At 61.2% G+C, this 16,453-nt stretch carries 14 protein-coding genes; 5 read left to right on the top strand and 9 right to left on the bottom strand.

Features of this window, described 5'->3' with window-relative positions; all coding sequences use genetic code 11:
• Positions 1-5: 5 nt before the first annotated feature.
• The 5 genes from HDC30_RS15650 to HDC30_RS15630 all read left to right on the top strand — a co-directional run bounded on the left by HDC30_RS15650 (position 6) and on the right by HDC30_RS15630 (position 5,794).
• Positions 6-683 carry a heavy metal response regulator transcription factor gene (locus HDC30_RS15650; RefSeq protein WP_007916978.1) on the top strand — a complete coding sequence of 226 codons (678 nt, stop codon included), beginning with the start codon at positions 6-8 and terminating at the stop codon, positions 681-683.
• Positions 673-2,037: a heavy metal sensor histidine kinase gene (locus tag HDC30_RS15645; protein WP_115988934.1), complete on the top strand. Its 1,365-nt coding sequence runs from the start codon at positions 673-675 to the stop codon at positions 2,035-2,037. Before HDC30_RS15650 ends, HDC30_RS15645 begins: the two co-directional genes overlap by 11 nt.
• 288 nt (positions 2,038-2,325) lie before the next feature.
• Positions 2,326-2,547, top strand: coding sequence for a hypothetical protein (locus HDC30_RS15640; RefSeq protein WP_096795481.1), 222 nt, complete (start codon positions 2,326-2,328; stop codon positions 2,545-2,547).
• A gap of 197 nt (positions 2,548-2,744) precedes the next feature.
• The gene (locus HDC30_RS15635) at positions 2,745-4,061 is read left to right on the top strand and encodes an OprD family porin (RefSeq protein WP_183783893.1); all 1,317 of its coding nucleotides are present in this window, start codon (positions 2,745-2,747) and stop codon (positions 4,059-4,061) included.
• Between the two features lie 224 nt (positions 4,062-4,285).
• A complete protein-coding gene (locus HDC30_RS15630; RefSeq protein WP_183783892.1) occupies positions 4,286-5,794 on the top strand; it encodes a sensor domain-containing diguanylate cyclase in 1,509 nt (502 codons plus the stop codon).
• Positions 5,795-5,971: 177 nt separating this feature from the next.
• Here the strand turns inward: HDC30_RS15630 and lpxC are convergent, their stop codons facing one another.
• The 9 genes from lpxC to murD form a co-directional block, all read right to left on the bottom strand.
• A complete protein-coding gene (gene lpxC / locus HDC30_RS15625) occupies positions 5,972-6,883 on the bottom strand; it encodes a UDP-3-O-acyl-N-acetylglucosamine deacetylase (protein WP_007961638.1) in 912 nt (303 codons plus the stop codon).
• Positions 6,884-6,995: 112 nt separating this feature from the next.
• Positions 6,996-8,192: a cell division protein FtsZ gene (gene ftsZ / locus HDC30_RS15620; RefSeq protein WP_007961637.1), complete on the bottom strand. Its 1,197-nt coding sequence runs from the start codon at positions 8,190-8,192 to the stop codon at positions 6,996-6,998.
• Positions 8,193-8,260: 68 nt separating this feature from the next.
• On the bottom strand, positions 8,261-9,520 hold the full coding sequence (gene ftsA, locus HDC30_RS15615) for a cell division protein FtsA (RefSeq protein ID WP_003228014.1): 1,260 nt from the start codon (positions 9,518-9,520) through the stop codon (positions 8,261-8,263).
• Positions 9,521-9,535: 15 nt separating this feature from the next.
• Positions 9,536-10,402: a cell division protein FtsQ/DivIB gene (locus tag HDC30_RS15610; RefSeq protein WP_007961636.1), complete on the bottom strand. Its 867-nt coding sequence runs from the start codon at positions 10,400-10,402 to the stop codon at positions 9,536-9,538.
• A 4-nt stretch (positions 10,403-10,406) separates the two neighbouring features.
• Positions 10,407-11,381 carry a D-alanine--D-alanine ligase gene (locus tag HDC30_RS15605; RefSeq protein ID WP_086791637.1) on the bottom strand — a complete coding sequence of 325 codons (975 nt, stop codon included), beginning with the start codon at positions 11,379-11,381 and terminating at the stop codon, positions 10,407-10,409.
• Positions 11,378-12,838 carry a UDP-N-acetylmuramate--L-alanine ligase gene (gene murC, locus HDC30_RS15600; RefSeq protein WP_183783890.1) on the bottom strand — a complete coding sequence of 487 codons (1,461 nt, stop codon included), beginning with the start codon at positions 12,836-12,838 and terminating at the stop codon, positions 11,378-11,380. Before murC ends, HDC30_RS15605 begins: the two co-directional genes overlap by 4 nt.
• Positions 12,831-13,901 carry an undecaprenyldiphospho-muramoylpentapeptide beta-N-acetylglucosaminyltransferase gene (murG, locus tag HDC30_RS15595; RefSeq protein ID WP_027612180.1) on the bottom strand — a complete coding sequence of 357 codons (1,071 nt, stop codon included), beginning with the start codon at positions 13,899-13,901 and terminating at the stop codon, positions 12,831-12,833. Before murG ends, murC begins: the two co-directional genes overlap by 8 nt.
• Entirely contained in the window at positions 13,891-15,108 is a 1,218-nt protein-coding gene (gene ftsW, locus HDC30_RS15590) for a putative lipid II flippase FtsW (RefSeq protein WP_003228018.1), read from the bottom strand. Before ftsW ends, murG begins: the two co-directional genes overlap by 11 nt.
• Complete coding sequence (gene murD / locus HDC30_RS15585; RefSeq protein ID WP_007961632.1) at positions 15,105-16,451, bottom strand: UDP-N-acetylmuramoyl-L-alanine--D-glutamate ligase; 1,347 nt, start codon at positions 16,449-16,451, stop codon at positions 15,105-15,107. The genes ftsW and murD overlap by 4 nt, the downstream gene beginning before the upstream one ends.
• Between the last annotated feature and the right edge of the window lie 2 nt (positions 16,452-16,453).

Here is a 16,453-nt window from a genome sequence, read left to right as displayed (position 1 = left end):
AGGTCATGCGCGTTCTGATTATCGAAGACGAGGAAAAAACCGCGGATTATCTGCACCGCGGTTTGACGGAACAGGGTTACACCGTGGACCTGGCCCGCGACGGCGTCGAAGGCCTGCATCTGGCGCTGGAGAGCGACTATGCGGTGATCGTCCTCGACGTCATGCTGCCGGGCCTGGATGGCTTCGGCGTGCTGCGCGCATTGCGTGCACGCAAGCAGACCCCGGTGATCATGCTCACCGCCCGCGAGCGTGTCGAAGACCGGATCAAGGGCCTGCGTGACGGCGCCGACGATTACCTCGGCAAGCCGTTTTCCTTCCTTGAACTGGTAGCCCGCCTGCAAGCGCTGACCCGGCGCAGCGGTGGCCATGAACCAGTGCAAGTGAGCATCGCCGACCTGTGGATCGATCTGATCAGCCGCAAGGCCACCCGCGCCGGCACCCGGCTGGATCTGACGGCGAAAGAGTTCTCGCTGCTCAGTGTTCTGGCGCGCCGGCAAGGTGAAATCCTCTCGAAAACCGCGATTGCCGAGATGGTCTGGGACATCAATTTCGACAGCGACGCGAATGTCGTCGAAGTCGCGATCAAGCGCCTGCGAGCCAAACTCGACGGGCCGTTCGACGAGAAACTGCTGCACACGATTCGTGGCATGGGTTATGTGCTGGAGAGCCGTGGTGTCCAGTAATTCGATTGCCCTGCGTTTGAGCGGGATGTTTACGCTGGTGGCGCTGCTGGTGTTTCTGTTGATTGGCGGCGCGCTGTATCAGCAGGTCGACAAAGGCCTGGGTCTGCTGCCGGAAGCCGAGCTGGATGCGCGTTACAGCGTACTGGAGTCGGCGCTCAATCGTTATGGCACGCCTGAGCATTGGGTGAAGATCAACGCCAAGCTCAAGCTGCTCGGCGAGGAAGACAAGCGCATTCGTTTCTGGGTGGTCAGCGGTGATCCCGGTTACGAGTACGGCGCGCCGGACGCGCAAATCCGCGCCTTCGCCAAACGCCCAACCGGCATGCATGACCTGCAGTTGCCCGAGCATCCTTATCCGCTGAAAGTGCTGCTGACCGAGTTACCCGCCAAGGACCAGCGCCCGCCGCTGCGCTTCATGATCGGCATCGATACCGAGACTTTCCACGAGACTCAGCACAACCTGCTGATCGCCTTGGTCAGCCTGGCGATTGTCGGCGTGCTGCTGGCCTCGGCGCTGGGTTATTGGGTGGCGCGGATCGGTCTCAAGCCGCTGATCAAACTGTCTCACGAAGCCCAGCGCCTGGCACCGCCACTACGGGCCGGACGCCTGCGCATGTCGCCCTTGCCGCCGGAGCTGGAGCAGTTTGTCGACTCGTTCAATTCAACCCTGGAGCGGGTCGAACAGGCCTATTCGCGCCTGGAATCGTTCAACGCCGACGTCGCCCATGAACTGCGCTCGCCACTGACCAACCTGATCGGCCAGACCCAGGTCGCGCTGACCCGCGGGCGCTCCGCCGAGCATTACTTCGAAGTGCTGCAATCGAACCTCGAAGAGCTGGAACGCCTGCGTTCGATCATCAACGACATGCTGTTTCTGGCCAGCGCCGACCAGGGCAGCAAGGCCACCAAACTGACCGAGACTTCTTTGGCCGATGAAGTCGCGACCACTCTGGAGTACCTGGATTTCATCCTCGAAGATGCGCAAGTGCAGGTGCACGTCAGTGGCGATGCGCAGGTGCGGATCGAGATCGCGCATCTGCGCCGGGCACTGATCAATCTGCTGAGCAACGCCGTGCAGCACACCGAGCCGGGGAAGGTGATCGAGGTGTGCATCGAAGTTGAAGACCATCAGGTCAGCATCGGCGTGGCCAACCCCGGATCGCCGATTGCCAGCGAGCACTTGCCGCGTCTGTTCGAACGCTTCTACCGGGTCGATGCCTCGCGCAGCAACAGCGGCAACAACCATGGGCTGGGGCTGGCGATCGTCAAGGCGATTGCACTGATGCACGGTGGCGATGTGTTTGTGCGCAGTGATCGGGGGATGAATACCTTCGGCATCCACCTCCCCGTTTAATCGCTGATTAAAGTCCCCTGTGGCGAGGGGATTCATCCCCGATGGGTTGCGAAGCGACCCCAAAATCAGCAATCGCGATCTTCCTGACACAACCAGTACAAAGGATTGAGGGCTGCTTCGCAGCCCATCGGGGATGAATCCCCTCGCCACAAGGAATGGCGTTCACCCGAGGTTGATCTTTGCTTTTGCTGTAACAGTCATTTATGAAAATCACGCTGTTTCTCGGCGCCCGGCAACCTTATCTTTGCCCGCACCAAACAGCACTTGCCAAGCAAGAAGGTTTTCAAGATGTCCAACAGTATGGGTATTGCCAGCGCTTTCGTTTTGTCCTCATTGATCCTGTCGCCGATGGCGATGGCTGAAGAATCGCAAGCGTTCGTAGCGCAGAATGCCGCTCGCGCTCACGCCTTCGAACAGTATCAGGCAGAAGTGATGGCCAAGTCGCAGGACGCCTCGCAAGCCCCTCAAGCCGCCACTTCTCAGGCTCAAGCAGCCGAGAAAGACAGCTGAGTCGCGCACCGCGAAAAATTTCCCTCGACGCGGTTGTTTGGCTCTTCCCGTTCAACCGTCGTCCTTCCAGGCCGCTGCTTTTCAGCGGCCTTTTTTCGTTGTGGTCTGAAAGCCGTTTGGTTCGTCTGTAAAAAACAAGAAACATCCCGCACCTCAAGACATTGAAGTGTCAGTTGACCCAAGGAGCTCCGTCGCAAGTGCGTTACCCAGTCAGTTTCACCCCGCTGTTCATTGCAATTGCCGCAACGATTGCCCCCACAGCCCAAGCCGACGAAGCCGCCAAACAAGGCTTCATCGAAGGCTCGAGCCTCAACCTCAACGCCCGCAACTACTACATGAATCGCAACCGTCTGCAGCAGACGGACGACAACATCGAGTGGGGCCAGGGTTTTCTCGGGATCTTCCAGTCGGGTTACACCGAAGGCACGGTCGGCTTCGGCATCGATGCCCACGCCATGCTCGGGCTGAAGCTCGACGGCGGTGGCGGTACCGATGGTTCGAGCATCCTGCCGATCAGCGATGGCAATGGCAAAGCGCCGGGCTCGTTCTCGACTGCGGGCGGCACGTTGAAGATGCGCGCGTTCGATACCGAGCTGAAGGCCGGTGACCTGTTCCTCACCAACCCGGTGATTGCCGGCGGTGATTCGCGCATGCTGCCGCAGACCTTTCGCGGCGTGAGCCTGACCAATCACAGTTTCGACGGCTGGATGTTCGAAGGTGGCCAGGCCAGTTTTACCAAGCCGTACAATCAGAGCGGTCGCCAGCGCATCGGCACGTCCTACGGCCAACTCGCCGAGGGCGACGAAAGCCGTCACCTGAACTGGGCCGGCGTGTCCTGGAGCGGCGTCGAAGGCCTGACCAGCAATCTGTACGCCGCCGAGCTGAAGGACATCTGGAACCAGTACTACTACGACCTGGATTACACCTGGCAGTTGAACGATCTGGTCAGCCTCAACCCGGGCCTGCACTTCTATCACACGCAGGACACCGGCGACGCGCTGCTGGGTAACATCGACAACAACACTTACAGCCTGCATTTCACCGTCGGCATCGGCAACCACAGCGTCACCGCTGCGTACCAGCGCGTGAACGGCAACACGCCGTTCGACTACATCAGCCAGGGCGACAGCGTTTACCTCGACAACTCGCAGCAGTATTCGGACTTCAACGGCCCGAACGAGCGCTCGTGGAAGCTCAAGTACGCCTACGACTTCGCCGGTCTCGGCGTGCCGGGCCTGACTTCGGCAGTTTCCTATTCGCGCGGCACCGTGGACCTGACCAAGGTCGATCCGGACAGCAAAGGCTATGCCTCGTGGTACAGCGCTGACGGTCGCAACGCCAAGCACTGGGAACGCGACCTTGATCTGAAATACGTGGTGCAGAGCGGGCAGGCGAAAGACCTCGCGGTACGCCTGCAATGGGCGACCAACCGGGGTGGCAACGGTTACGGCGCGATTGATACCGATACCGATGAATACCGGGTGATTGTCGACTACCCGATCAACGTCTTCTAAGATCCCCTCTAGCTCAGTAACAACTGATCCTTTTTTTGAATGGAATAGATTTTGTGGCGAGGGGATTTATCCCCGATGGGCTGCGCAGCAGACCCTTTTTTGGGGCCGCTTCGCAGCCCATCGGGGATAAATCCCCTCGCCACAGTAGATCTGTTTTAGTGTTATCCCCAGCAGTGTTTGTGCAACTACTCTTATAAGTCTTACCCCAACCGACAGCCCCCATCATGATCGCGAGCCGTACCCCACCTCTGGCGGGCAAGACCGGACGCCCCGAATTGCTGCTGATCTGCGGCAGTTCGCTGACCGTGATCGCGATTCTGTGCATCGTCACTTTTCTGCTGATTCGTGAGCACGCCAACGCTCAGGAGTCGGCCACCCGCAGTGCCACCACCATCGCCCAGTTGATCGACGCCGACGTCCTGCGCACGGTCGAGCTGTACGACCTGACCCTGCAAGGCCTGATCGCCGCCGCGCAACGCGACGACTTGCGCGACGTCACCCCGCAGATCCGCCATCTGGCACTGTTCGACCGCTCGACCACCGCACGCTTCAAGGGCGACATCCTGCTGCTCGACAAGCACGGCGATGTGGTCGCCGACTCATCACGCATCGAACCCAAACCGGGTAACTTCGCCGACCGCGATTACTTTCTCGCCCATGCCTTCAACCGTGACACTGGCATGTTCATCAGCCGCCCATTCAAGACCCGCTGCGATTGCGACGAAGCCAATCAGTGGCGCATCAGCTTCAGTCGGCGGATTTCTTCGGACACTGGAGAATTCGCCGGCGTGGCGGTGGCGTCGATGAAACTCGACTACTTCGATCAACTGTTCAACAGCCTCGACATCGGCAAGGACAGCACGCTGAACATCATCAACAGCGACGGCGTGCTGCTGGCGCAGAAGCCGCATCTGCAAAGCGACTCCATCGGCAAGAGTTTCGGTAACCGGCCCAACGTGGTGCGGATTCTCGGCGACAAGGATGGCAGTGGCAGTTTCACCAGCACCTCGAGCATGGATCATCAGCAACGGCTCTACACCTATTCGCGGGTCGGCAATCTGCCGTTGACCGTTATGGTCGCGCTGTCCAGTGATGAGGTGTTCGGCACTTGGCGCCGCACGGCGCTGTTGATCAGCGGCGCCACCGGCGTGCTGTGCGCCGGGCTGCTGTGGCTGACCTGGCTGCTTGCCCGTGAGCTGCGCCTGCGCCAGCGCGCCGAACGCGAACTGGCGCAGCTAGCCGCCACCGATGCGCTGACCGGCGTGGCCAACCGGCGGATGCTCGATCAGTCGCTGCGCCACGAATGGTTCCGCGCCCAGCGTTCGGGCAAGCCGCTGTCGGTGATGATGATCGATGCCGATCACTTCAAGGCGTTCAACGACCGGCATGGGCATCAGGCCGGTGATCAGGCGCTGCGCGAACTGGCCAGGGTTATCACCGCGAACGTGCGACGACCAGGGGATCTGGTCGCCCGTTACGGTGGCGAAGAGTTCTCGGTGATACTCGCTGAAACCGACAGCAGCGGCGCGCGACAGATTGCCGAACATATCCGCCAGGCGGTCGAGCAGATGCCGAGGGTCCAGGGCGCGGACGTGGCGATGACCGTCAGTATCGGTATCAGCACCTGGACGGCGGTGGTCGAGATGTCGCTGGAACAACTGCTGTTTGCGGCGGACAAGGCGTTGTATCAGGCCAAGGAGAGCGGTCGCAATCGAGTGGTGGTGGCTGGCTGAAGTATTGCGGTGGCTGCAATGGCCTCTTCGCGAGCAAGCCCGCTCCCACATTTTGGAATGCGTTCCTCTGTGGGAGCGGGCTTGCTCGCGAAGAGGCCAGAACAGACAACATCAAATTCAGGGCATAAAAAAAGGCCATCCGAGGATGGCCTTCAAAAAACTAGAGAGGTTTTTTACTTACACCGCCGCAACCGGGCGCATGTAAGAGATTGGTGCGGTGCTGGCGTCTTCGAACGTCACCACTTCCCACGCATCTGTCTGCTCAATCAACTTGCGCAGCAGCTGGTTGTTCAGTGCATGACCGGACTTGAAGCCTTTGAACTCACCAATCAGGCTGTTACCCAGCAGGTACAGGTCACCAATCGCATCGAGGATCTTGTGCTTCACGAATTCGTCTTCGTAGCGAAGGCCGTCTTCGTTCAGTACACCATCGGAATCCACCACGATCGCGTTTTCAACGCTGCCGCCGAGTGCGAGGTTGTGCTTGCGCAGGTACTCGATATCACTCATGAAACCGAAAGTACGGGCGCGGCTGACTTCTTTTACGAACGAAGTGCTGGAAAAATCCACGCTTGCACTTTGGGTGCGGTCCCGGAAAACCGGGTGATCGAAATCGATCTCGAAGCTCACCTTGAACCCTTCGAAAGGGACGAAAGTGGCGCGCTTGTCGCCGTCTTCCACTGTCACTTCACGCAGGATGCGGATGAATTTCTTGGCGGCGTCCTGCTCTTCCAGGCCAGCCGATTGAATCAGGAATACGAACGGTCCAGCGCTGCCATCCATGATCGGGACTTCGGACGCGGAGAGCTCGACGTAGGCGTTATCGATGCCCAGGCCAGCCATGGCCGAGAGCAAGTGCTCTACCGTGTCCACTTTGACGTCGCCGTTGATCAGCGTCGTCGACATAGTGGTTTCACCGACGTTTTCCGCGCGGGCAGGAATCTGCACCACAGGGTCGAGGTCAGCGCGACAAAACACAATGCCAGTGTCGACAGGCGCAGGCTTGAGGGTCAGGTAGACCTTCTCCCCGGAATGCAGGCCTACACCTGTGGCACGGATAATATTTTTCAGTGTGCGTTGTTTAATCATGGCTTGGGCCGCTTCAGCGCAAATTGCGAACTGGTATCAACAAAGGCTGGCGATAATAGCAGACCGAGCCTTTGCTGAACACCAATCACCGTCATAGCCCTGATACATTCCATCAATCGGCCTGACGACGCAGGAATGCCGGGATGTCCAGGTAATCCAGATCGTCCTGCGGGTTCATCTTCGCGGCAGTCGCAGCACCGGCCTGAGCCTGGTTGCGCATGACGGTCGGACGGTCCAGGTCACGGTAGTTCACCGCCGGAGCTTCCTGACGCGCAGGAGCCGGTTGTTGAACCTGAGCGGCAGCCATGGAGGTGTGAACGGTGTTGTCGATGACCTTCACAGGCTTCTCGATTTTCGCGCCCAGACCGGTGGCAACCACGGTGACGTGCAGTTCGTCGCGCATGTCCGGATCGATAACGGTACCGACCTTGACCATTGCGTGCTCGGAAGCGAAGGCTTCGATGATGCTACCCACGTCGGAGTACTCACCCAGGGACAGGTCAGGACCGGCGGTGATGTTCACCAGGATGCCGCGTGCGCCTTGCAGGTTCACGTCTTCCAGCAGCGGGTTGCGGATGGCCGCTTCGGTCGCTTCACGTGCACGGTTCGGACCGCTGGCGCAGCCAGTGCCCATCATCGCCATGCCCATTTCGCTCATCACGGTACGCACGTCGGCGAAGTCGACGTTGATCATGCCCGGACGCTTGATGATGTCGGAGATACCGCGAACGGCACCGGCCAGTACGTCGTCAGCCTTGGCGAAAGCCGACAGCAGGCTTGCGTCTTTACCGAGGATGGTCAGCAGCTTCTCGTTAGGGATGGTGATCAACGAGTCGACGCTTTCGGAGAGCATGCGGATGCCTTCGTCGGCGATCTGCATACGCTTGCGGCCTTCGAACGGGAACGGACGGGTCACGACCGCAACGGTCAGGATGCCCATTTCCTTGGCCACTTCGGCGATGATCGGCGCAGCACCGGTACCGGTACCACCGCCCATGCCAGTGGTGATGAACACCATGTTGGTACCCTGCAGGACTTCGGCAATGCGCTCACGGTCTTCGAGAGCGGCCTGACGACCTACTTCAGGGTTGGCGCCAGCGCCGAGACCTTTGGTCACGCCGGTGCCCAGTTGCAGGATGGTGCGCGCGCCGATGTTTTTCAGCGCTTGAGCATCAGTGTTGGCGCAGATGAATTCGACGCCTTCGATGTTGCTCTTGACCATGTGGTTGACAGCGTTGCCGCCGCCACCGCCAACACCGATAACTTTGATTACCGGGCTTGCGGGGATGTTGTCTACGAGTTCGAACATTTTCCCTCTCCTTACATTCTCTAGTTTTTTCGCCTACTGCATTTTTGTAGCGGTGTTGCGGTAAAGCTTTAGAAGTTGCCTTGAACCCACTTCTTCAATCGGTCCAGCAACGGCGCCTGTGGCTCATCGTTGCTGTAGCTGTCGCGGCTGCCGATGCCCGAGAACGAGATCCCGTCGGACTGCTTCTGCAGGCCGTACATCAACAAGCCCACGCCAGTGGAATAAATCGGATTGCGCACCACGTCATCCAGGCCCTTCACGCCATGCGGCACGCCCAGGCGCACCGGCATGTGGAAGATTTCTTCAGCCAGTTCGGTGGCACCTTCCATCTTCGACGTACCGCCGGTCAGGACGATGCCCGCCGGGATCAGGTCTTCGTAGCCGCTGCGACGCAGCTCGGCCTGGATCAGGGTGAACAGTTCGTCGTAACGCGGCTCGACCACTTCGGCCAGGGCCTGACGCGACAGTTCGCGCGGTGGACGGTCGCCAACGCTCGGCACCTTGATGGTTTCGCCGGCACCGGCCAGTTTGGCCAGGGCGCAGGCGTAGCGGATCTTGATCTCTTCGGCGTACTGGGTCGGGGTGCGCAACGCCATGGCGATGTCGTTGGTCACCTGATCACCGGCAATCGGGATCACCGCGGTGTGGCGGATCGCGCCTTCGGTGAAGATCGCGATGTCGGTGGTGCCGCCGCCGATGTCGACCAGGCACACGCCCAGCTCTTTTTCGTCGTCGGTCAGTACCGAGTAGGCCGAGGCCAGTTGCTCGAGAATGATGTCGTCGATTTCCAGACCGCAGCGACGCACGCATTTTTCAATGTTCTGGGCAGCATTGACGGCGCAGGTGACCACGTGAACCTTGGCTTCCAGACGCACGCCGGACATGCCCAGAGGCTCGCGGACGCCTTCCTGGTTATCGATCACGTAATCCTGCGGCAGGGTGTGCAGCACGCGCTGGTCAGCCGGGATCGCCACGGCCTGGGCGGCGTCGAGTACGCGCTCCAGGTCAGCCGAGCTCACTTCGCGATCACGAATCGCCACGATGCCGTGGGAGTTCAGGCTGCGGATGTGATTGCCGGCCACGCCGACGAAAGCCGAGTGAATGCGGCAGCCCGCCATCAGTTGGGCTTCTTCGATCGCGCGCTGGATCGATTGCACGGTGGACTCGATGTTCACCACCACGCCCTTCTTCAGGCCGCGGGACGGGTGAGTACCGATACCGACGATTTCCAGCGTGCCGTCGTCCGCGACCTCGCCTACCAGCGCCACCACCTTGGAGGTGCCGATATCCAGACCGACGATCATTTTGCCGCTTTGCACGTTTGCCATGGGTCCTGCCTCTTCTTAATTCTTTGCGACAGCGGGTTGGGCTGTCGTCGGCGCTACTGGTTCCCGCCAGCCAACAGCGAGGCCGTTGGCGTAGCGCAGATCGATGCGCGCAATGTTCGTAATCTGGTCTTTAAGCGTCTTGTCATAGATGGCAATGAAGCGGCGCATCTTTTCCACCAGGTTGCCGCGTCCCAGCAGCAACTCGATGCCGGGGCCGGAGCTGCCGGCACCGGTGGTCAGGAACCAGCTGCCACGTTCACGCAGTTCCAGGCGCGCAATCGAGAAGCCCAGCGGCCGGAGCATCTGGCTCAACACCTGATACTGCTGCATCACTTGCTGCTGGGCCCGTTGTGGGCCGAACAGCTGTGGCAGGTGTTCGTAGTTCGCCAACTCCTTTGGCGTGAAGGCCTGACCCTGGTTGTTGAGCAGCGACTCGTCGCCCCAACGGGCCACCGGCAGTTGCTCTTCGAGGCGGATCACCACCTGATCCGGCCACACCCGGCGTACTTCGGCGTGGGCGATCCACGGCATCTGCTCAAGCTCGGTACGCATGCTGGCCAGATCAATGGTGAAGAAGCTCGACGCCACGTACGGGGCGATTCGCTGCTGCACCGCTTGCTGACTGATGTAGCTCAGGTCGCCCTGCACGGCGATCTTGGTGATCGGCCTGTCAGCGTATGGCAGCAAACGCTGCGCGCCTTCGTAAGTACCGAACCCGAGCGCCACCAGCAGCACCGGCCAGAACAGGCTTTTCAGAAAGCCGAAATTGGCTTTCGGCAGGCGCGCGGACATCGGCTCTTTGGCCACCATTCGGCTGGCACCCCGCGGCACCGGCTTGCGGCCGGGTGCGGGTGGCTGATGTCTGAGATGAGCGCCTTGCATGGTCTTAACCTCGCGCCTCTGTATGACCGGAGCCTTCAACACTGGCGGCCAGAATGGCCAGAACCAGTTGCTGGAAGTCCAGACCGGCAGCACGGGCCGCCATCGGCACCAGGCTGTGATCGGTCATGCCCGGTGCGGTGTTCACTTCCAGGAACCAGAACTGTCCGTCGGCGTCCTGCATCACGTCCGCCCTGCCCCAACCGGCAATACCCAGCGCCTCACAGGCCTTGGCCGTGAGATCCATGAGTTCCTGTTCCTTGGCGGCATCCAGTCCGCACGGAATGCGGTACTGGGTATCGTTGGCGATGTACTTGGCGTCGTAGTCGTAGAACGTGTGCGGTGTACCCAGGGCGATAGGAGGCAACACCTGGTCACGCAGGGTGGCGATGGTGAACTCCGGACCTTGAATCCATTGTTCAACCAAGACTTGCGAATCGTAGGTACTGGCCGCTTTCCATGCGTCGATCAACTCGGACGCAGAACTCACTTTGGCCATCCCGATACTTGAACCTTCATGCGCCGGTTTGACGATCAAAGGGAAGCCCAGTTCCGTCGCCGCGGAAATACAATCGGCTTCGCTGCACAGCACGGCGTGACGCGGCGTCGGAATCCCGAGGCTGTGCCAGACCTGCTTGGTGCGCAGTTTGTCCATCGCCAGTGCCGAAGCGAGGATGCCGCTGCCGGTGTAAGGAATACCGGCGCATTCGAGCAGGCCCTGCATCGAGCCGTCTTCACCGCCACGACCGTGGAGAATGATGAACGCGCGGTCGATCTTTTCATTCAGCAGACGCTGCAGAAAATCCTCGCCGACGTCGATCCCGAACGCGTCCACGCCCGCGCTTTGCAGCGCGTCGAGCACGGCGTTACCGGATTTCAGCGAAACCTCACGCTCGGCACTCATGCCACCGAACAGCACGGCGACACGGCCGAAGTCTTTCGGCGCGATGGTGGAGAACAGGTTGGCGTAGGCAGCAGTCATTTCAACTTCCCCTCGACCGACGCAGCCACGGCGCCGGCGAACAATTCACTTTTCAACAGCTTCGGCGCGAGACCGCCGATATCCCCGGCGCCCTGGCACAGCAGGATGTCGCCGGCACGCAGCAGCGGTTTGACCAGCGGCGCGAGGTCGACACCGCGCTCGATGTAGATCGGATCGAGCTGACCGCGCTGACGGATGCTGTTGCACAACTTGCGGCTGTCCGCGCCCGGGATCGGCTCTTCGCCGGCCGGATAGACTTCCATCAGCAGCAGCACGTTGGCATCGGCCAGTACATTGACGAAATCGTCATACAGATCACGGGTGCGGCTATAACGATGCGGCTGGTAAACCATCATCAGACGGCGCTCCGGCCAGCCACCACGCACGGCTTTGATCACGGCCGCGACTTCGGTCGGGTGGTGACCGTAGTCATCGACCAGCATCACGTTGCCGCCGTCCACCGGCAGTTCGCCGTAGACCTGGAAGCGTCGGCCAACGCCCTGGAACCCGGACAGGCCCTGAACGATGGCTTCGTCACTGACGCCTTCGTCGGTGGCGATGCAGATGGTCGCCAGCGAGTTGAGCACGTTGTGGTTGCCCGGCATGTTCACGGACACGTCCAGCGGCTCGCGATCCGGGCGCAGTACGGTGAAGAAGGTCTGCATGCCCTGCTGACGCACATTGATGGCGCGCACGTCGGCGTCTTCGCTGAAGCCGTAGGTCACGGTTGGACGCTTGACCAGTGGCAGGATTTCACGCACCACCGGATCGTCCAGGCACATCACCGCCAAACCGTAGAACGGCAGGTTGTGCAGGAACTCGACGAAGGTTTTCTTCAGTTTGTTGAAGTCACCGTCGTAGGTCGCCATGTGATCGGCGTCGATGTTGGTCACCACCGCTACCAGCGGTTGCAGGTGCAGGAAGCTCGCGTCGCTTTCGTCGGCTTCGGCGATCAGGTAGCGGCTGGTGCCGAGCTGGGCATTGGTGCCCGCCGCATTCAGTCGGCCACCGATGACGAACGTCGGATCGAGGCCACCAGCGGCGAACACCGAAGCGATCAGGCTGGTAGTAGTGGTTTTGCCATGAGTACCGGCGACGGCGATGCCGTGGCGATAGCGCATCAGCTCGGCGAGCATCTCGGCACGCGGTACCACCGGGATACGACGCTCAAGGGCGGTCGCCACTTCCGGGTTGGAGGTGTTGACGGCGCTCGAGACCACCAGCACGTCGGCGGTAGCGGCGTTCTCGGCACGGTGACCGATATAGATGTGCGCACCGAACGATTCCAGACGCTCGGTCACCGGCGACGCCTTCAGGTCGGAACCGGACACTTCATAGCCCAGGTTCAGCAACACTTCAGCGATGCCGCACATGCCCACGCCGCCGATACCGACGAAGTGGATGCGACGGATGCGGCGCATTTCCGGTTGTGGCATGGCTTTCTGATTTTCAACCATGGGCCACCTCCAGGCAGGTATCGACCACGCTACGGGTGGCATCGGGTTTGGCCAGACGGCGGGCCGCTTGGGCCATTTCTTCGAGTCGTTGCGGTTGCATCAAGACCTCTGTCAGGCGCGCGGCAAGGTCCGCGGCACCAGTCGTTCTTTGCGGCATCACGAAGGCAGCGCCTTCACGGGCCAAATAATCGGCGTTGCGGGTCTGGTGATCGTCGATCGCGTGGGGCAAAGGCACCAGCATCGAGGGCAGACCAACGGCAGCCAGCTCACTGATGGTCAGCGCGCCAGCGCGGCACACCACCAGGTCAGCCCAGCCATAGGCCTGGGCCATGTCTTTGATAAACGGCTGCACCTGCGCATCCACGCCGGCGGCGCGGTAGCGCTCTGCAGTCACTTCATCGTGGTTTTTGCCGGCCTGATGAAACACTTCCGGACGCAAATCGGCAGGGACTTGCGCCAGGGCTTCAGGCAGCAACTTGTTCAACGGTTCTGCGCCCAGGCTTCCGCCAAGGATCAGCAAACGCGCTTTGCGACCCGCCAAGGCTGGTCGCGATGTTTCGAGGAACAGCTCGCTGCGCACCGGGTTTCCGGTGGTACGGCGGGTGTCCGACAGAGTAAAGGTGTCGGGGAATGCTTCACACACCCGGGCGGCGAACGGCACCAGCAACCGATTGGCGGTGCCGGCCACGGCGTTCTGCTCGTGAACGATCACCGGCACACCGGCCAGTTTCGCGGCAATGCCGCCAGGCCCGGTCACATAACCACCGAAGCCGACCACGCAGACCGGACGCAGCTTGCGAATCACCGCCCGCGCCTGCCACACCGACTTGAGCAACATGAACGGTGCCTTGAGCAGCGACAGCTTGCCCTTGCCACGCAACCCGGTGGCATTGATGCGGTGCAGTTCAAGACCTGCAGCCGGCACCAGTTCGTTTTCGATCCCGCGTGGCGTGCCGAGCCAGTGCACGGTGTAGCCGCGCGCCTGGAATTCGCGGGCACAGGACAATGCCGGGAACACGTGGCCGCCGGTGCCGCCGGCCATGATCAATACGTTAGCGCCCATGATTCGGCTCCTCGGCGAAGTCGCTCTCATGGAACTCCATCTCTTCACTGCCCAGGTGGGTTCGACTCTCCCACTCGATCCTCAGCAACAAGCCAAGGCAGGCGCAGCAGATCACCAGGGAACTGCCGCCGTAACTGAGGAACGGCAGGGTCAGGCCCTTGGTGGGCAGCAGGCCGACGTTCACGCCGATGTTGATCAGGAACTGACCGATCCACAGGAACGACAGACCGTAAGCCACATAAGCGGCGAAGAACTGCTTGGCCTTCTCGGCCCACAGACCGATGTACATGCCGCGAATACACACGAAGACGAACAGCGCGACGGTGCACAGCGAACCGACGGCGCCCAGCTCTTCGGCCAACACCGAGAACACGAAGTCGGTGTGTGCTTCAGGCAGGTAGAACTGCTTCTGTACGCTGTTGCCCAGGCCAACGCCCAGCCACTCACCGCGACCGAAGGCGATCAACGCCTGCGACAATTGATAACCGGCGCCGAACTGGTCGGCCCACGGGTCGGCGAAGTTGGTCAGACGTGCCATCCGGTACGGCTGCATCTGAATCAGCAGCACCACGGCCCCGACTGCAAGAACCACCATCAGCGAGAAGCGGAACAGCCCGACCCCGCCGAGGAACAGCATCGCCGCCGCAGCCCCCATCATTACCACGGTGGCACCGAAGTCCGGCTCCATCAGCAACAGACCCGCCATCGGCAGCAGCACGATGAACGGCTTGAAAAAGCCCATCCAGCTCTCGCGCACTTCTTTCTGCCGGCGTACCAGATACCCGGCGAGGTAGATCACCACGAAGACCTTGGCAATCTCGGACGGCTGCACGTTGAAGAAGCTGAAACCGATCCAGCGCATCGACCCGTTCACTTCACGGCCGATCCCCGGGACGATAACCATTACCAGCAGACCGAATGCGCCGATCAGCATCATCCAGCCCAGACGCTGCCAGGTGGCAATCGGAATCATCATGGTGATGATGCACGCGCCGAGGCCTAGCGCCACGTAGATCAGGTGGCGAATCATGTAATACAGCGCGCTGCCCGACTGCGCCGCCGCCACTTCAGTGGAGGCCGAGGCGATCATGATCAGGCCCAAGCCCAGCAGCGCCAGGCAACCGGCGAGCATCGGGAAGTCGAGGTCGATGCCACGCCCGGTGATGATCGGCGACGGGTACGGCTTGATGATATTGCGCAGGCTCATGCCAGATCCTCCACGGCGCGGACGAACTGGTGACCACGGTCTTCGTAATTCTTGAACATGTCGAAACTGGCGCAGGCCGGCGACAGCAGCACTACGTCACCCGGCTGGGCGACCGCGCGGCACTGCGCAACGGCGTCGACCAGCGAGGTCGCGCGAATCAGTGGCACGGCGTCACCGATGGCCTCGCCGATCTTGTCCGAGTCGCGGCCCATCAGGATCACGGCGCGGCAGTTGGCCGCCACCGGATCGCGCAGGTCGTTGAACTCGGCGCCTTTGCCGTCGCCACCGGCGATCAGCACGACCTTGCCGTCGATATCCGCACCCAGGCCTTCGATGGCGGCCAGTGCGGCGCCGACGTTAGTGGCTTTGGAATCGTTGTAGTAACCGACGCCGTCGAGATCACGCAGCCACTGGCAGCGGTGTTCGAGGCCGGTGAAGTTACGCAGGGCATCAAGCATGGCGTCGAACGGCAAGCCGACCGCATGGCCGAGCGCCAGCGCCGCGAGGGCGTTCGCCTGGTTATGCGCGCCGCGCACTTTCAGTTCGCGCACTGGCATCAGGTTCTGGAATTCGAAGGCCAGGTATTTCTCGCCGTCTTCTTCGCGCAGGCCGAAGGCCTTGAAATCCGGTTTGTTCAGGCCGAAGGTCCAGCAAGGCTGGCCTTCGCCGATCAGCGGACGACTGAGTGCATCCTGACGATTGACCACGAACTGCTTCGCGCCACGGAAGATCCGGTGCTTGGCCAGGTGGTACGCCGGCAGGCCGCTGTAGCGGTCCATATGGTCTTCGCTAATGTTCAGCACGGTGGCCACTTCAGCGTTGAGCTGGTCGGTGGTTTCCAGCTGGAAGCTCGACAGCTCCATCACGTACAGCTCGACGTCATCGCTGAGCAGTTCCAGTGCTGGCGTACCGAGGTTGCCGCCCACCGCGACGCGTTTGCCGGCCGCAGCCGCCATCTCGCCGACCAAAGTGGTGACGGTGCTTTTCGCGTTGGAACCGGTGATGGCCACGATCGGCGCCCGCGCGTTACGCGCGAACAGCTCGATGTCGCCGGCCATTTTCACGCCACGGGCGGCAGCGGCTTGCAGGGCCGGGGTCGCCAGCGCCAGGCCAGGGCTCACGTAGAGCTCGTCGGCACGGCACAGGAATTCGACGTCCAGCTCGCCACAACGCACTTCCACGTGCGGATAGTCACGCTTGAGCGTGGCCAGTTCCGGTGGATTGTCCCGCGTATCGGCGACGGCAAACGACACGCCCCGGTTCGCCAGGAAGCGAACCAGGGACATGCCGCTCTTGCCGAGGCCGACAACGATGCGGAAGTGGTCAGAAGCGATCAGAGACACTC

Origin of the sequence: Pseudomonas sp. JAI115, from assembly GCF_014200835.1 — a bacterium.
Taxonomy (GTDB): Bacteria; Pseudomonadota; Gammaproteobacteria; order Pseudomonadales; family Pseudomonadaceae; genus Aquipseudomonas; species Aquipseudomonas putida_A.
Note: the sequence above shows the minus strand (reverse complement) of the source record. Positions and strands in the feature narration are given on the sequence as shown.